The following is a 14,336-nucleotide window of genomic DNA, read 5'->3' on the forward strand; positions in this document are numbered from 1 at the left end:
GAGGCGCGCCCGAGAAGGATTTCCGGCGCGGGCTACCGTCGGCGGATGCGCGCCAGCCGACTGGTCTCCCTGCTGCTGCTCCTGCAGACCCGGGGGCGGATGACCGCCGGGGAACTCGCCGAGGCCCTGGAGGTGTCGGTGCGCACCGTCTACCGCGACGTCGAGTCGCTCGGCGCCGCCGGCGTCCCGGTGTACGCCGACCGGGGCCCGGCCGGCGGCTACCGGCTGCTGGAGGGCTGGCGCACCCGGCTCACCGGGCTGACCGGGCCGGAGGCCGACGCGCTGTTCCTCGCCGGCCTGCCCGGCCCGGCCGCCGAGCTGGGCCTGGCGTCCGCGGTGGCCGCCGCCGAGCTGAAGGTACGCGCCGCGCTGCCCGACGAACTGGCCGACCGCACCGGCCGCATCCGGCAACGCTTCCACCTGGACGCGCCCGGCTGGTTCCGCCACCCCGAGCCGGTGCCGCACCTGGAGACGCTGGCCGGGGCGGTGTGGACCGACCGGCTGGTCCGGCTGCGCTACCGGCGCTGGCGCGCGCCGCGCGAGATCACCCGGCTGGTCGCCCCGCTGGGCGTGGTGCTCAAGGCCGGCCGGTGGTACCTGGTGGCCCGCTGCGACGACGACGTGCGCACCTACCGGGTCGGCGCGGTGCTCGACGCGAGCGTCACCGACGAGCACGCCGAGCGGCCCGACGGGTTCGACCTGGCCACCTACTGGCGGGAGTGGACCGCCCGCTACGAGCGCGACGTCTACCGCGAGCAGGCCCGGATCCGGCTCACCGCCGCCGCGCTGGAGTTCATGCCGTACGTCTTCCCGCCGGAGATGAGCCGCGCGGCCCGGGCAGCGGCCGGCGAACCCGGCCCGGACGGCTGGCTGGAGACCACCGTGCCGATCGAGTCGGTGCGCCACGCCCACGGCGAGCTGCTCAAGCTCGGCGCCGAGGTGGAGGTGCTGGCGCCGGCGGAGCTGCGCGCCCGGTTCACCGCCACCGCGCACGCGCTGACCCGGCTCTACCCCGACGCCGACGCGGGGGCCGCCGGCGTACCGGCCTCCCCCGCGTCGGCATGAGGCGCGCTCAGGCGGTGGTGAGCTGACGGTGGCCGTTGCCCTCCGTCGCGGTCACCGTGATGCGGCGCGGCTTGGCGCGCTCGGCGATCGGGATGCGCAGGGTCAGCACGCCGTTGTCGTAGCCGGCCTCCAGCCGGTCGGTGTCCAGCGTGTCGCCCAGGAAGAGCTGCCGCGTGAACGTGCCCATCGGTCGCTCGGCGGCGACCAGCTCGACCTGCTCGCCGGTGGGGCGGCGACGCTCGGCGCGCACGGTCAGCACGTTGCGCTCGACGGTGCAGTCGATGCTGTCCGGGTCGACGCCGGGCAGGTCGAACGCGGCGTAGAAGTGGTCGCCGTCGCGGTAGGCGTCCAGGTGCATCACCGCCGGCCGGGTGGTGGTGCCGAAGAACTGCTCGGCGATCCGGTCGATCTCACGGAACGGGTCGGTACGCATCAACATGGCCGTTGCCTCCTCGGTTCTCCTGGCCCAAGGTCTCCGGTTGAGTCGAGGGGACTCAACTTCTCGGTTTCTGTTTTAGCGCGACGCCGCGGCGTCGTCAACCCGGGCCGGCAGTGACTTCTCGAACCAGTGCTGCGCGTACGGCCCGGCGTTGAACGCGGGGATCTCCCGGTAGCCGTGACGCGCGTAGAGGGCGCGCGCCTCGACCAGGTCGGAGCGGGTGTCCAGCCGGATCCGGTCCGCGCCGGCCGCACCCGCGCCCGCCTCCACGGCGGCGAGCAGAACGGCGCCGCCCCCCGAACCCCGGTGCGCCGGACGCACGTAGACCCGGGTCAGCTCCGCCCAGCCCGGCCGCCGGCGCAGCCCGGCGCACCCGGCGAGCCGGCCGTCGCGGCGGGCCAGCACCAGCAGCCCCGTCGGCGGGACCAGGTCGTCGCTGGGCATCTCGGCCAGCGCGGCGTCCACCTCGCCGGGGCGCTCCGGGCGGCCGTACCAGCGGCGCACCATCTCCGCCATGTACTCGCGCAGCAGCGCGGCCGCGTCCGGATCGTCGGGCCGGGCGAGGTGCGTCGTCCAGCCGGTCACGGACCGGTCCGCCAGTAGACGCCCTGCTCGCGGGTGAGCAGCATGTCGTCGATCAGGTAGCGGCGGAGCGTGACGTGGTCGGCCTCGCCGCCGTCGCACCAGGGGCGCAGGGCGTCGTCCACCGCCCGCTCCGGGTAGCGCAACCCCGGCTCGAAGGTGCGCTCGGTGATGTGTTCCAGCACCACCCGACGCCGGCCGCGCTGCGCGGGCAGCCGGACCAGCGCGCCGTCGCGCAGGAACGTGCGCAGGATCGTCTCGCGCGGGTCGGCCGCCGGCGTCGCCGGAGCCGCCGACGCGGCCCGGGCGAACTCGCGCAGCCGCTCGCCGTCGACCCGCAGCCCGGCCGCGTCGTCGGCCAGCACCCCCGCGTCGGTGAGCCGGCGCACCGCGGTGGCGGCGTCCCGGGCGGGCAGGCCGGTGCGGGCCACCACCGAGGGCACGTCCCGGGCGCCGAGGACGATCGCGGCGAACACGACACGGCGGCGCTCGTCGGCGAGCGCCCCCGCCAGAGCTTGTGCGGTCATGGGCGGCAGCCTGCCAGCCGCCACCCGGGGCGGCCAGGCGTTTTCGCCGCCGGCAGGCGCGGCGCGCGACGGTCAGGCCGCGACGGTGGCGGCGAAGTCGACGTCGGTGGCCTCGACCGTGCCGGCGGTGCGGCCCGGGGCGCTCTGGAACCCCCAGTAGAGGTTGGTGTGCGCGATGACCTGCGCCGGCGGGGGCGCGCCGTAGGCGGACAGGTCCTCGGTGGTGTGCGCGTCGGCGACCAGGACGGCGTCGTAGCCGCGGGTGAAACCGCCGTGCAACGTCGAGCGGATGCACGCGTCGGTCTGCGCGCCGGTCACCACGAGCCGGCCCACCCGGGCGTCGGCGAGCACCCGCTCCAGGTCGGTGTCCTCGAACGAGTCGCCGTAGGCCTTGTGCACCAGCGCCTCGTCGTCGCGGCGCGTCAGCTCCGGCACGATCTGCCACGGCTCACTGCCGGCCGGCAGGTCCTCGGCGCGGTGCTGCACCCAGACCACCGGGACGCCGGCGGCGCGGGCGCGCTCGACCAGGGCGGCGATGGTGGCGACCACCCGGTCGCGGTCGTGGGCCTCGGCCACCACACCGTTCTGCACGTCGACGACGAGCAGGGCGGTGCGCGGGCGGTCGGGAAGCGTGGTCATGGCGGGACTCCTTCGGCGGCTGTCGTCGCGACGAACCTAACCGTGGTCCCCGACACTTCCGGCCGGGTCAGAGGCGGTGCCCGGTGGTCGCGTCCACGTGCCCGGGCACCGCGTCGTGCCGGTCCCCGACGCTCGACGTGCCGGACGGCTCGAACATCAGGATCGACGCGCCGTCCGGCGCGTACGGCCGGTGCGCCACCCCGCGCGGCACCACGAACACCGCGCCGCGCGGCAGCGTGACCTCGCGCTGCCCGCCGTCGGCGCCGTCGCGCAGCGCGATGCGCAGCTCCCCGTCGAGCACCAGGAAGAACTCGTCGGTGTGGTCGTGGCTGTGCCAGACGTGCTCGCCGGCCACCTTCGCGATCCGCACGTCGTAGTCGTTGACCGTGGTGACGATCCGCGGACTCCACAACTGGTCGAACCGCGCCAGGGCGGCGGCCAGCTCGATCGGTTCAGCGCTCATCCGGCCATCCTCGCGCACCGGCGCCGGTCAGAGGAACCGGTGCATGACGTGCAGGCCCACCCGACCCTCGCGCGGATGGGCGAACGCCTGCGGCACGGTGCCGACCACGGTGAAGCCGAGCCGCCGGTAGAGCTCCACCGCCGCGGTGTTGGTCTCCACCACGGCGTTGAACTGCATCGCGGCGAAGCCCTGCCGGCGCGTCCAGTCCAGCGCGTCCTCGCACAGGGCCCGACCGACGCCCCGGCCGCGGGCGGCGGCCGAGACCATGAAACTCGCCGTCGCCACGTGCGAGCCCGGGCCGGGCTTGTTGGCGCCCATCTTCGCGGTGCCGAGCACGACGCCGTCGTCGTCCACCGCCACCGAGGTACGCCCCGGCGGGCGTTCCAGCCACACCTCGCGCGCCACCTCGGCGGGCCAGGTCGGGTCGTAGACGAACGTGTCGCCGGCGGTCAGGACGTCCTCGACGATCGGCCAGACCTGCGGCCAGTCGGCGTCGGTGCAGTCACGGATGCGCATCGCCGGCACGCTAGCGCCGACCGGGCCACCCCGCCACCGCATTCCGGCGGGGCCCGGCACGCCTCCTGATCACCGGGCCGGGCGGCCGGGCCATACTTGTCGCCATGCTCTGGGGTGTCAGCGGGCCGCTCTTCCTCCTCGACTACCTGGGCGCGGTGGCCGTGGCCGTCGCGCTCGCCCTGGCGGTGCGGGAGCTGACCGGGCGCCGCGCCCGCGGCGCGACGCCCGACCGGGTCGAGCTGGCGTACCTCACCGACCGGGCGCTGCTGGCCTGCCAGGTCGGCGTGGCCGCGCTGCGCCGCACCGGCGGGGTGACCGTGGGTGAACTCGCCACCCTGCACGCCGACGGCCCGCCGCCGCCCCGCTCACCGGCGCTGGTGCGCGCCCTGCACACCGCGCTGCGCCGCCCGCAGACCTGGGCCGCGGTCCTCGCCGACCCCGACGTCGGCCGGGCGCTGCGCCGCACCGTCGCCCGGCTGGCCCGCGACGGCTGGCTGCTCACCCCCGCGCAGCGGCGACGCGTCGCGCTGGGCACCCTGCCCCTGTTCGTGGTCGCCGCCGTCGGCGTGACCCGGCTCGTGGAGAGCGCGGTCGAGGGACGCGCCGCCGGCGGCCCGGCGTCGGTCGCCGGGCTGCTGCTGTGCTGCCTGGCCACGGCGCTGGGCGGCTGGTGGCTGACCGAGGTGCCGGAGACCGGCGCCGCCGCCCGCCGCCTGCTGCGCCTGCTGCGCCGGCTGCGCCGCGAGCACGCCGACCTGGACCCCGAACGCCGCCCGGTCTGGCAGGGGCGCGACACCGACGCGCTGCTGACCGCCATGGCGCTGTTCGGCCCCCGACCGCTGCTCGCCGTCGACCCGGCCTTCGCCGTGCAGGTCGGCGTCGACCCGGAACGCGGCCGACCCCGACCCGAGCGTCGGCCCGCCCGCCGCTGAGCGCGGCGCTCAGCCGCGCCGGCCCACGCCCCCCGGGGGTACGACGCCCTGGTGCCACCGCGGCGAGCGGCGCGGGCCGCCGGGGCGCCGCGACAGCGACCGGATCAACCCGGCGTGCACCCGCTGCTCGTCGCGTGCGGTCAGCCCGAGCTGGTTGTGCAGCACGTGCACCATGCCGAACGCCGCCGAGCCGTCGTAGCCGGGCGCGTGCCGGTGCGTCTCCAGCAGCCGCGACCAGCAGGTCAGCGGGTGCTGCTCGGTGGCCAGCGCGGCGGCGATCCGCCGCCACCGGGCCGGCGGCACCACCGCGACGTCCCGCGTGCCGGCCACGACCGGGGCGTCGGCGACGCGCAGCGCGGGACAGGTGCGGACCGCCGCCACCATGGTCAGGTCGACCGCGGCGCCGAGTCGGGCCGGCCGGTCCGGCGTCATCCCGATCAGCTCCACCGCCACGTCGACCAGCCGCAGGTCGGGCGTCGGCGGCCCGGAGAGCTGCGGCAGCCGCGTCGGGCCGTGCGCGCCGACCGCCGCGCAGAGACCGGCCAGGCGCGCCGCGAGCAGCGCCGGCGAGCCACCGAGCAGGTGGATGTCGACCATCCGCGGCGACTGGCGGGTGAACGACCAGCCGGACACCTCACCGACGGTTTGCAACTCGCGCAGGAGCGGGCCGACTCCCCGCGTCACGAACGCGTCGGCCACCGCGGCGCGCGGGGGCAGCAGGCACCGGAACACGTGCCAGCGATCGGGTGTCCTCTCGACCCCGGTCGCCGACGGACCGTCCAGACAGGATCGACCATGCATCGTCATGAACCGTTCCCCCAACGTAGGCGTCGCACCGCCGCAGTCGACGGTAGGCCACGCCCGTCGAAGCGACAGTAGGGAAAACCCGACAGTGAGGTGAACCGATCGCGATCGCGGCGGCGCGCCGGGCGACCGGAGGGATCCGGGCGCGATTGGTTGACCACGGTCGATTCCTCTTCCAAGACGGTCAGATCCGGCCACTCTCGCGATCGTCACAGTTGTTTCGCGATCGTAGAGTGACACCGGGTGCTCGCCCCGACACCGGCGACGTTCCGGGCGGGTCGGGCACGCCGCACGGTCCACAAGGGGCGGAACTGGGGGGCGGCTGATGCGGGACCTGAGCGTGTCACCTGGCGCCGCCCCACCCGGTCGCGTCGAGGCGGGCCGGGCAGCGGTGCGCCGGTGAGCGGCGTCGAGCCGGTGGCGCCCGGCGGACCCCTGGAACCGCTGGTCGGCCGCAACTGCGCGCTCGACGTGTTCGACAAGGCGCTGTGCGCGGCCCGGGGCGGGCAGCCGTCGATGCTGGAGTTCGCCGCCGATCCGGGCTGCGGCAAGACGCGCCTGCTGCGCGAGCTGGCCGTCCGGGCCGGCCGGGCCGGCGTGCCGGTGCTCGCGGCGGCCGGCCGCGACGGGGACCGGGTGCTGCGCTCGCTCACCGCGCTGGTGGACCCGGCCGCACCGGCGGCGGGCCGGCCCGAACCGGTCGCGGGCGCGTCGGTGGTGCTCCTGGACGACCTGCACCTCGTGCCGCCGGCGGTGGCGACGCTGCTGGCCCGGCTCGCGCAGGCGCCGCCGGCCGGGCTGCTGCTGGTGGTCGCGTACCGGCCGCGGCAGATGCCCGGCTGGGCGACGGCCACGTTCGGTGGCGTGGTCCAGCTCAACCGGCGCACGTTCACCCTGTCGCCGCTGGATCCGGCCGGTGTGGCCGCGCTGCTCGGGCTGCCCGACGGCCGGGCCGGGCAACGCGTGCACCGGCTCTCCGGCGGGGTGCCCCGCTACGTGCTCGCCTACCGGCCCGAGGCGCTGGACGGCGCGGTCGCCGCGCTGCGCGGCCTGCCGGCGGAGCTGCCGTTCGAGGTCACCGCCGCGGTGCAGCTCGACGTGGACGCGCTCGAGGTCGACCAGCGGCGGATGCTGGAGGCGGTGTCGGTGTGCGCGGAGGGGTTCGAGCCGGCGCTCGCGGGCACGCTCGCCGGCCGTGACCCGGCCACCACCAGCGACCTGCTGGACGGGCTGGTCGCGGCCGACCTGCTGCGCACCGACCCGGCGCTCGCGCCGACCCTGCGCTTCCGGCACGAGGTCGACCGGGCGGTGGTGTACCGGTCGCTGTCCCCCGGCCGGCGACGCCACCTGCACGCCCTCGCCGCCGGCCTGCTGCGCGACCTCGGCCACCCGGTGACGCGCTACGCCGAGCACCTGTGGGCCGGTGGGCAGTGCACCGACCCGGCCACGGCCGACGCGCTGATCGAGGCGGCGGAGAACCCGCAGACCCCACGGCTGGACGCCATCCGGTGGCTGACCGGCGTCCGCCGGCTACTGCCCGACGCCGGACCGGCCGACCCGTGCCGGATTCGCCTGGACTTCGCCACCGCCGACGCGCTGGTCGGCGCGGGCCGGCTGCGCCAGGCCCGGACGCTGCTGCAGGACCTCAGCCGCCGCCCGCTGCCCGACGACGACCAACGGGTCCGGGCGCTGGTGGCGCGGGCCCGCGTCGAGCGCCTGCTGGGACGGCCGTTCGACGCGTACGCCCTGCTGCTGCCGCGGCTCGACGCGCCGGCCGGGCCGCGCGCCCGGTTCGACCTGAGCGTGGAGGCCGCCGTGTCGGGCGCGCTCTGCGGCGCGGCCGGCGCCGGGCAGCACGCGTACGCCCTGGGCCGGCTCGCCGACCAGCTCGACGAGCCCGGCTGCCGGACCACCGCGGCGGTGGTCCGCTGCTTCGTCGCCGCGCACGTCGACTGCGGCCTGCCGGTCGAGGAGGCGTTGGGCCGCGCGTCGTCCGAGGTGGACGCGCTCGCCGACGACGAACTCGCCCGCCACCCGGACCTGCTGGCGCTGCTGGCCTGGGCCGAGCACCTGCTGGAGCGGGACCGGTCCGCGCTGCACCACCTCGACCGGGCGCTGGAGATCTGCTGCCGCGCCGGCCTGGTCGCGTTGACCCCGTGGCTGCTGATCGGCCGCTGCGCGGTGACGTGCCGGCTGGGCAGCCTGGACCGGGCGCTGAGCGAGGGCGAGGACGCCGAGGAGGTGGCCGTGGCGATGGGCGTCGAACCGATGGTCGGGTTGGCCCGGGCGCACCGCGCCATCGCGGTGGCGTGGCGTCGCGGTCCCGCCGCGGCCCGACAGCTCGCCGAGACCGCCGTCCTGGACGCGTCCACCCGGCGGTCCAACTGGTACGACGGGGTGAGTCAACGGGTGGCGGTGCGGCTGCGGTTCCTGGCCGGCGACCGGGTCGGCGCGGCGCCGGCCCTGCTGCGTGCCTGCGGTGGCGCCGACCTCGGCCAGGTGGAGGTGTCCGGCCGGGCCTGCTGGGCGTCGTCGCTGGCCGAGATGACCCACCGCGGCGGCCGGCGGGACGAGGCGCTGCACTGGCTGGCGGTGGCGGGGCGGCACGCGCAGCGGGTGCGGCTGCGCGGGCAGAGCGCCATGGTGCGGATCAGCCGCGCCCGGCTGACCCTCGACACCGATCCGCGCGGCGCGGCGGAGCTGGCCGGCGCCGCCGCCGACAGCTTCGCCGACATGGGCTGGCGGTTGGACGAGGCGTCGGCCCGGCTGGTGCGGGCGCGGGCGCTGTGCGACGTCCGGGAGTGGACGGCGGCCGAGGTGGAGCTGGCCGAGGCACGCCGGATCGCCGACCTGGTGGCCTCGCCACCGTTGCGGCGGGCGGTGGCCGCCGTGCAGAGCCGGGCGGCCGGCGCGGCCGGCCGCCGCCCCGACGGCGCGACCCGGGGCGAGCTGACGCTGACCCGGCGGGAGTGGGACATCGCCCGCCTGGTCGCGGCGGGGGCGAGCAACGCCGAGGCCGCCGAGCAGGTGTACGTGACGGTGAAGACGGTGGAGGCCCACCTGACCCGGATCTTCCGCAAGACCGGGGTGTCCTCCCGGGCCGCGTTGGCGGCGCTGCTGGCCACCGGGGCGCTCAACTATCGGGGTCCGGCCTGACACCCCGGTTCTCTCGGTTGGACCGAAGAGAGATGAAGGATAGGCGACCGCATGATGGTGTCGGACATCTTGGCTCCTGTCATACTGAGGTCCGATATCTTGTCTCCCACCATCAGCACCCCCCGTTCAAGCAGATCGGACGGCCTCGCTGCCCCACCGGACATGCGCAGGAAGGCATCGCCGTGAGCCAATACATCATCACCATCGTCCCGGTGGAGGACGACGGCGAGGAGATCACCGGTCCGGTGGCCCAGACCGTCGTGCGGCTGGACACCGGCGACGGCCACCCCGTCGTCCGGGAGCTGACCGTCCGTGCTCCGCAGAGCGCCGGCCTGACCGGCGAGCTGCCGTACGTCGACTTCGACGCCCTGCTGCGTGCCTTCGTCCCACCGCAGGACCGCGAGCGTGGCCGGCCGGCCGGCTCCGGCGACCGCCCCGGTCCGGTCGTCGGGCCGGTGCCCGCGGCCGTTCCGGTCACCCCGGCGGTCGCGCCGGGACCGCCGCCGCCGCGACCCGCCCGACGCCCGGCCGAGCCGGAGCGCCTCAGCCGGCTCAAGAGCGGGCGCGCCTACCGGCGGGCGCCCGACCCGGCCGACCTGGAGGCGGTCTACGAGCAGGTCGGCACCATCAGCCGGGTGGCCGAGCACTTCGACGTGCCGGTGCACACCGCGCAGGGCTGGATCAGCCGGCTGCGGCGCAAGCACGACGCCGAGGTGAGCGCGGGCTGATCGCCGGCTCAGGCCAGCTCGGCCAGCGCCTCGGCGACCGCCGGGGCGGCGCCGTCCAGCCACCGGCCGATGCCCACCTCGGCGGTGTCGAACTCGCGTTCGAGCACGCACAGCCCGGGCGTCGGCACGCAGGCGCCCACCTCGGCCAGCAGCGCGCCCAGGTGGGTGTCGACGACGCGGCGGTGCCCGGACCGGGCCGCGGTCATCAGCGGCACCGCCACCACGCCGGCCAGCGCGCCCCGGGGCAGCACGTCCACGAAGAGCTTCAGCAGGCCGCTGTACGCCGCCTTGAAGGTGGGGCTGGCCACCAGCAGCAGCCCGGGACGGCGGACCGACTCCAGCACCTCGTCCAGCGCGTCCGGGCGGCTGCCCTGGCCGACCAGCTCCGCGGTCAGCTCGGACAGGTCGATCACGCCCGGGGGCCCGACCGGGGTGGGCCCGCCGGCCAGCCGCCGGTGCAGCGCCGCCGCGGCGCCCAGCGCGACGGTCCGGGTCCGCGAGTGCGGTTTCGGGTTGCCGATCACCACGGTCAGCGGCAGGTGCCGCGCCGGCGCCGCCATCACCGGGCCGCCATCTCGGGCGTACGGTCGGTGTCCGGGGCGAGCAGGCCGTCGTGCCGCAGCAGCGGCAGCACCCCCTCGCCGACCCAGTACGCCTCCTCGAGATGCGGCTGCCCGGAGAGGATCAGGTGGTCGACGCCGGCGGCGTGGTACTCGGCGATCCGTTCGGCGACCTCCTCGTGGCTGCCCACCAGCGCCGCGCCGGCACCCGGCCGGACCAGCGAGTAGCCGGCCCAGACGTTCGGGTGGACCTCCATCCGGGCGTTGCCGCCGGCGTGCAGCGCCGCGGCCCGCCGCTGCCCCTCCGACTCGGTACGGGAGAACCGCTTGCGCGCCGCGTCGATGCGCGCCTGGTCGACGCCGGCGAGCAGTCGTTCCGCCTCGGCCCAGGCCTCCCGCGCGGTGTCCCGGCTGATCACGTGCAGCCGGCTGCCGGTGCGCAGCGTCCGCCCCGCCTCCGCCGCCCGGTCGCGTGCCTGTGCCAGCAGCTCACCGAGGAGGGCGGGGGTCTCGCCCCAGGCGAGGTAGACGTCGGCGTGCTGGGCCGCCGTCTGCTGGGCGGCGGGCGACGAGCCGCCGAGGAAGACCGTCGGCGCGGTCTCCGGCGGCCGGGCCAGCAGCGCGCCGCGTACCCGGTAGTGCTCGCCCTCGTGGTCGACCGGCCGGCCGGACCAGAGCTGGTTGAGGATGGCCAGGAACTCCCCGGCCCGGGCGTAGCGGGCGTCGTGGTCCAGCCAGTCGCCGTAGCGGTGCTGCTCGTCCGGGTCGCTGCCGGCGACGATGTTGAGCAGCACCCGGCCGCCGGTGACCCGGTCCAGGGTGGCGGCCATCTGCGCAACCAGCGTGGGTGAGACGAGTCCCGGCCGCAGCGCGATCATGAACTTGAGCCGTTCGGTCTGCGCGGCCAGCGCGGACGCCACGATCCACGGGTCCTCGCAGAACAGGCCCGCCGGGGTGAGCACGCTGGCGAAGCCGAGCCGGTCGGCGGCCTGCGCCACCTGGGCCAGATAGCCGACGTCCGGCCGGCGGCGGGTGATGCGCGCCGGGCGGCTCCCGCCCCGCGACGGCTCGGCCAGGTCCCGGCCGTCGCCGTGCGAGGGCAGGAACCAGTGCAGTTCCAGTGACATCGGGTCAGTCCCCCCTCGGCGCGGTGTCGAAGCGCGCGGGCATCGCGGTGATCGCGTTCATGAAGTTGGTCCGCATCCGGCGGACCGGTCCGGTCAGCCGCAGTCCGGCCAGGTGTGGGCGGACCGCGGTGAGGAAGGCCGCCATCTCCAGCCGGGCCAGGTGGGCGCCGAGACAGAAGTGCGGGCCGATGCCGAACGCCAGATGGGGGTTCGGGTCGCGGCCCAGGTCCAGCCGGTCCGGGTCGGCGAACGCCTCCGGGTCCCGGTTGGCCGAGCTGTAGTAGACGACCACCTTGTCACCGGCGGCGATCCGGGTGCCGTCGAGCACGGTGTCGCGGGTGGCGGTCCGCCGGAACTGCATGATCGGGGTGACCCAGCGCAACAGTTCCTCCACCGCCGGCCCGGTCAGGTCCGGCTCGGCGATCAGGCGGTCCCGCTGCGCCGGGTGCGCCAGCAGCGCCTGCACGCCGCCGGAGATCAGGTGCCGGGTGGTCTCGTTGCCGGCGATGACCAGCAGCAGCCACAACTGGCAGAGCTGCGCGTCGGTCAGCCCCCGGCCGTCGGACTCGGCGTGCACCAGCAGGCTCATCAGGTCCTCGGTCGGGTGGGCCCGCCGCTGCGCGGCGAGCTGCCGCACGTAGGCGAAGGCGGCGGCGAACGTGTCCCGGTAGCGCGGCACGCTGCCGCCGCCGTGCTCCGGGTCGTCGAAGCCGACCAGGTTGTTGCTCCACTCGAACAGCAGCTTGCGGTCGGTGGCCGGCATGCCCAGCAGGTCGGTGAGGACCAGCAGCGGCAGTTCGGCGGCCAGGTCGGCCACCACGTCGATCGCACCGGCGGTGACCGCGCGGGAGACCACCTCCTCGGCGTGCCGGGTGACCAGCTCGCGCAGGCGTCCCACCGCGCGCGGGGTGAACGCGCCGGCCACCAGGCGGCGTACCCAGGTGTGCTCGGGAGCGTCCATGTTGATCAGAAGCTGCCGGTTGCGTTCCAGGTCGGCCGGGGTGCGCGGGTCGGCGAGGAACGCGCCGCCGGCGGCCGAGGAGAACAGCGCCGGGTCACGCGAGACCGCCGACACGGCGGCGTACCGGGTGACCGCCCAGAAGCCCCGCCCCCGCGACGTCGTCTCGCCGTCGCGGTCGGTGCGGGTCAGCGCGACCTCGTCGACCCAGGCGACGGGGGCCTCCCGGCGGCGCCGGGCGAACTCGGCGTGCGGCACGCCGCTGAGGTACGTCCGCGGGTCGGCGAGCACGTCCGGCGGCGCCGGCGCGTGCCGGTGGCGGTCCCGCAGCGCCGCGCGGGGCACCTTGCCGGTGGGCTCGCGGGGGATCCGGTCGACCAGCTCGTAGGAGCGCGGCACCTTGAACCCGGCCAGCCCGGCCCGGCAGTGCGCGTCGAGGACCGCCTCGACGCCGTCGGCCGGCCACGCCGGGTCGAGTTGCACCAGTGCCCGGACCTGCTCGCCGAACTCGGCGTCCGGCACCCCGACGACCACCCCGTCGGCCACCGCCGGGTGGGTCAGCAGCACCGCCTCCACCTCCGCCGGGTACACGTTGACGCCGCCGGAGACGATCAGTTCCGCCGAGCGTCCGGTCAGGTAGAGGTAGCCGTCGCCGTCGAGGCGGCCGAGGTCACCGAGGGTGAAGGTGTGCGGGGCGACGTGCGCGTTCTCGGTCTGCTCCGGGGCGTTGTGGTAGTGGAAGCCGCGACCCGGGGGACGGCGGACGGCGACCCGGCCCTCCCGCCCGGTCGGCACCGGGCGGCCCTCGTCGTCCACCACCAGGACCTCGGTCGGCGGTGCCGGCCGGCCCACCGTGCCGGGTCGGGCCAACCAGGTGTGCGAGTCGGCGAGGGTGACGATGCCGGCCTCGGTGGCGGCGTAGTACTCCACGAACACCGGGCCCCACCAGTCGATCATCGCGCGTTTGGTCTCCGGCGGGCACGGGCCGCCGCCGTGCCAGATGCGGGCGAGGCTGGCGCCGGAGAACCCGGCGCGGGTGGCGTCGTCGACCCGCAGCAGGCGGATGAACTGCGTCGGCACCAGATGGCTGATGGTGATCTTCTCGTCGTCGATCACGCGCAGCACCTCGGCCGGGTCGAACCGCCGGCGCATCACCAGGGCGCAGCCGCGCAGCAGCGGGAACTGGGCGAAGAACAACTGCGCCGAGTGGTACCACGGGCCCACCAGCAGGGCCCGGCCGTCGGTCGGGATGCCGAGCCCGGCGCCGAGCGCGGCCGTGGTGGCGGCCACCCGTTCGATCGGCGCGCCGACGCTGAGCAGCGGGTTGACCACGCCCTTGGGACGACCGCTGGTGCCCGAGGTGTAGAGCAGGACACCGCCGGAGACGGCCGGCGGCGGCGGGCCGGCGGGCAGGTCGGCGAACGGGGTGAAGCCCTCGCCGGAGTCCACCGTGACCAGCACCTCGGGGGCGTCCGGCACGCGGTCCACGGCGGCGCGCACGCCGGGCGCGTACGCGGCCTCGGTGAGCACCGCGCGGGCGCCGGAGTCGGCCAGGATGTGGGCGATCTCCGGCGCGGTCAGGTGCCAGTTCACCGGCACCGCCACCAGCCCGGAGTGCACGCAGGCCAGCAGCGCCTCGAAGGTCTCGCGCCGGTTGCCGAGCACGAACGCCACCCGGTCGCCGACGGCGAGGCCGGCGCCGTGCAGCGCCGCGATCCACCTGTCGACCGCCCGGTCCAGCTCCGCCCACGTGCGGGTGCCGTCCTCGTCGACGAGCGCGGTGTCGCCGCCGGCGTCGCGCACCATGTCCTGCAGCAGCTCGGCCACTCGGAGCCTCCTG

General features: G+C 76.2%; 14 protein-coding genes. 4 read left to right on the forward strand and 10 right to left on the reverse strand.

What is annotated here, in order from left to right; translation table 11 throughout:
* Positions 1-45: 45 nt before the first annotated feature.
* Positions 46-1,065 (forward strand): helix-turn-helix transcriptional regulator, encoded by a 1,020-nt coding sequence (locus H1D33_RS09440; RefSeq protein WP_181568434.1) that lies wholly within the window; start codon positions 46-48, stop codon positions 1,063-1,065.
* Positions 1,066-1,072: 7 nt separating this feature from the next.
* Here H1D33_RS09440 and H1D33_RS09445 read toward each other — a convergent pair whose 3' ends face one another.
* From H1D33_RS09445 to H1D33_RS09470, 6 genes are all read right to left on the reverse strand, one after another.
* Positions 1,073-1,504: an Hsp20/alpha crystallin family protein gene (locus tag H1D33_RS09445; RefSeq protein WP_181568433.1), complete on the reverse strand. Its 432-nt coding sequence runs from the start codon at positions 1,502-1,504 to the stop codon at positions 1,073-1,075.
* A gap of 75 nt (positions 1,505-1,579) precedes the next feature.
* The gene (locus H1D33_RS09450) at positions 1,580-2,089 is read right to left on the reverse strand and encodes a GNAT family N-acetyltransferase (protein WP_246411497.1); all 510 of its coding nucleotides are present in this window, start codon (positions 2,087-2,089) and stop codon (positions 1,580-1,582) included.
* Positions 2,086-2,613: a DUF2087 domain-containing protein gene (locus tag H1D33_RS09455; protein ID WP_181568432.1), complete on the reverse strand. Its 528-nt coding sequence runs from the start codon at positions 2,611-2,613 to the stop codon at positions 2,086-2,088. Before H1D33_RS09455 ends, H1D33_RS09450 begins: the two co-directional genes overlap by 4 nt.
* 72 nt (positions 2,614-2,685) lie before the next feature.
* Positions 2,686-3,252 (reverse strand): isochorismatase family protein, encoded by a 567-nt coding sequence (locus H1D33_RS09460; RefSeq protein WP_181568431.1) that lies wholly within the window; start codon positions 3,250-3,252, stop codon positions 2,686-2,688.
* 67 nt (positions 3,253-3,319) lie between these two features.
* Positions 3,320-3,715 (reverse strand): cupin domain-containing protein, encoded by a 396-nt coding sequence (locus H1D33_RS09465; RefSeq protein ID WP_181568430.1) that lies wholly within the window; start codon positions 3,713-3,715, stop codon positions 3,320-3,322.
* Between the two features lie 27 nt (positions 3,716-3,742).
* Positions 3,743-4,231 carry a GNAT family N-acetyltransferase gene (locus H1D33_RS09470; protein ID WP_181568429.1) on the reverse strand — a complete coding sequence of 163 codons (489 nt, stop codon included), beginning with the start codon at positions 4,229-4,231 and terminating at the stop codon, positions 3,743-3,745.
* Between the two features lie 104 nt (positions 4,232-4,335).
* Between H1D33_RS09470 and H1D33_RS09475 the strand changes: the two genes are divergently transcribed.
* Entirely contained in the window at positions 4,336-5,163 is an 828-nt protein-coding gene (locus H1D33_RS09475; protein WP_181568428.1) for a TIGR04222 domain-containing membrane protein, read from the forward strand.
* 9 nt (positions 5,164-5,172) lie between these two features.
* Here the strand turns inward: H1D33_RS09475 and H1D33_RS09480 are convergent, their stop codons facing one another.
* Positions 5,173-5,970: a hypothetical protein gene (locus H1D33_RS09480; protein ID WP_181568427.1), complete on the reverse strand. Its 798-nt coding sequence runs from the start codon at positions 5,968-5,970 to the stop codon at positions 5,173-5,175.
* 396 nt (positions 5,971-6,366) lie between these two features.
* Here H1D33_RS09480 and H1D33_RS09485 point away from each other — a divergent pair, with 396 nt between their 5' ends.
* Together H1D33_RS09485 and H1D33_RS09490 are read left to right on the forward strand one after the other, a co-directional pair.
* The gene (locus H1D33_RS09485; protein WP_181568426.1) at positions 6,367-9,123 is read left to right on the forward strand and encodes a LuxR C-terminal-related transcriptional regulator; all 2,757 of its coding nucleotides are present in this window, start codon (positions 6,367-6,369) and stop codon (positions 9,121-9,123) included.
* A gap of 182 nt (positions 9,124-9,305) precedes the next feature.
* Entirely contained in the window at positions 9,306-9,851 is a 546-nt protein-coding gene (locus H1D33_RS09490; RefSeq protein WP_181568425.1) for a hypothetical protein, read from the forward strand.
* A gap of 8 nt (positions 9,852-9,859) precedes the next feature.
* Here the strand turns inward: H1D33_RS09490 and H1D33_RS09495 are convergent, their stop codons facing one another.
* From H1D33_RS09495 to H1D33_RS09505, 3 genes are read right to left on the reverse strand one after another with little or no spacing between them, the layout of a single operon-like run.
* The gene (locus tag H1D33_RS09495; protein ID WP_181568424.1) at positions 9,860-10,411 is read right to left on the reverse strand and encodes an NADPH-dependent FMN reductase; all 552 of its coding nucleotides are present in this window, start codon (positions 10,409-10,411) and stop codon (positions 9,860-9,862) included.
* The gene (locus H1D33_RS09500) at positions 10,411-11,538 is read right to left on the reverse strand and encodes an LLM class flavin-dependent oxidoreductase (protein ID WP_181568423.1); all 1,128 of its coding nucleotides are present in this window, start codon (positions 11,536-11,538) and stop codon (positions 10,411-10,413) included. The genes H1D33_RS09495 and H1D33_RS09500 overlap by 1 nt, the downstream gene beginning before the upstream one ends.
* A 4-nt stretch (positions 11,539-11,542) precedes the next feature.
* Positions 11,543-14,323: a cytochrome P450 gene (locus tag H1D33_RS09505; protein WP_181568422.1), complete on the reverse strand. Its 2,781-nt coding sequence runs from the start codon at positions 14,321-14,323 to the stop codon at positions 11,543-11,545.
* Between the last annotated feature and the right edge of the window lie 13 nt (positions 14,324-14,336).

Origin of the sequence: Micromonospora ferruginea, assembly GCF_013694245.2 — a bacterium.
GTDB classification, from domain to species: domain Bacteria; phylum Actinomycetota; class Actinomycetes; order Mycobacteriales; family Micromonosporaceae; genus Micromonospora; species Micromonospora robiginosa.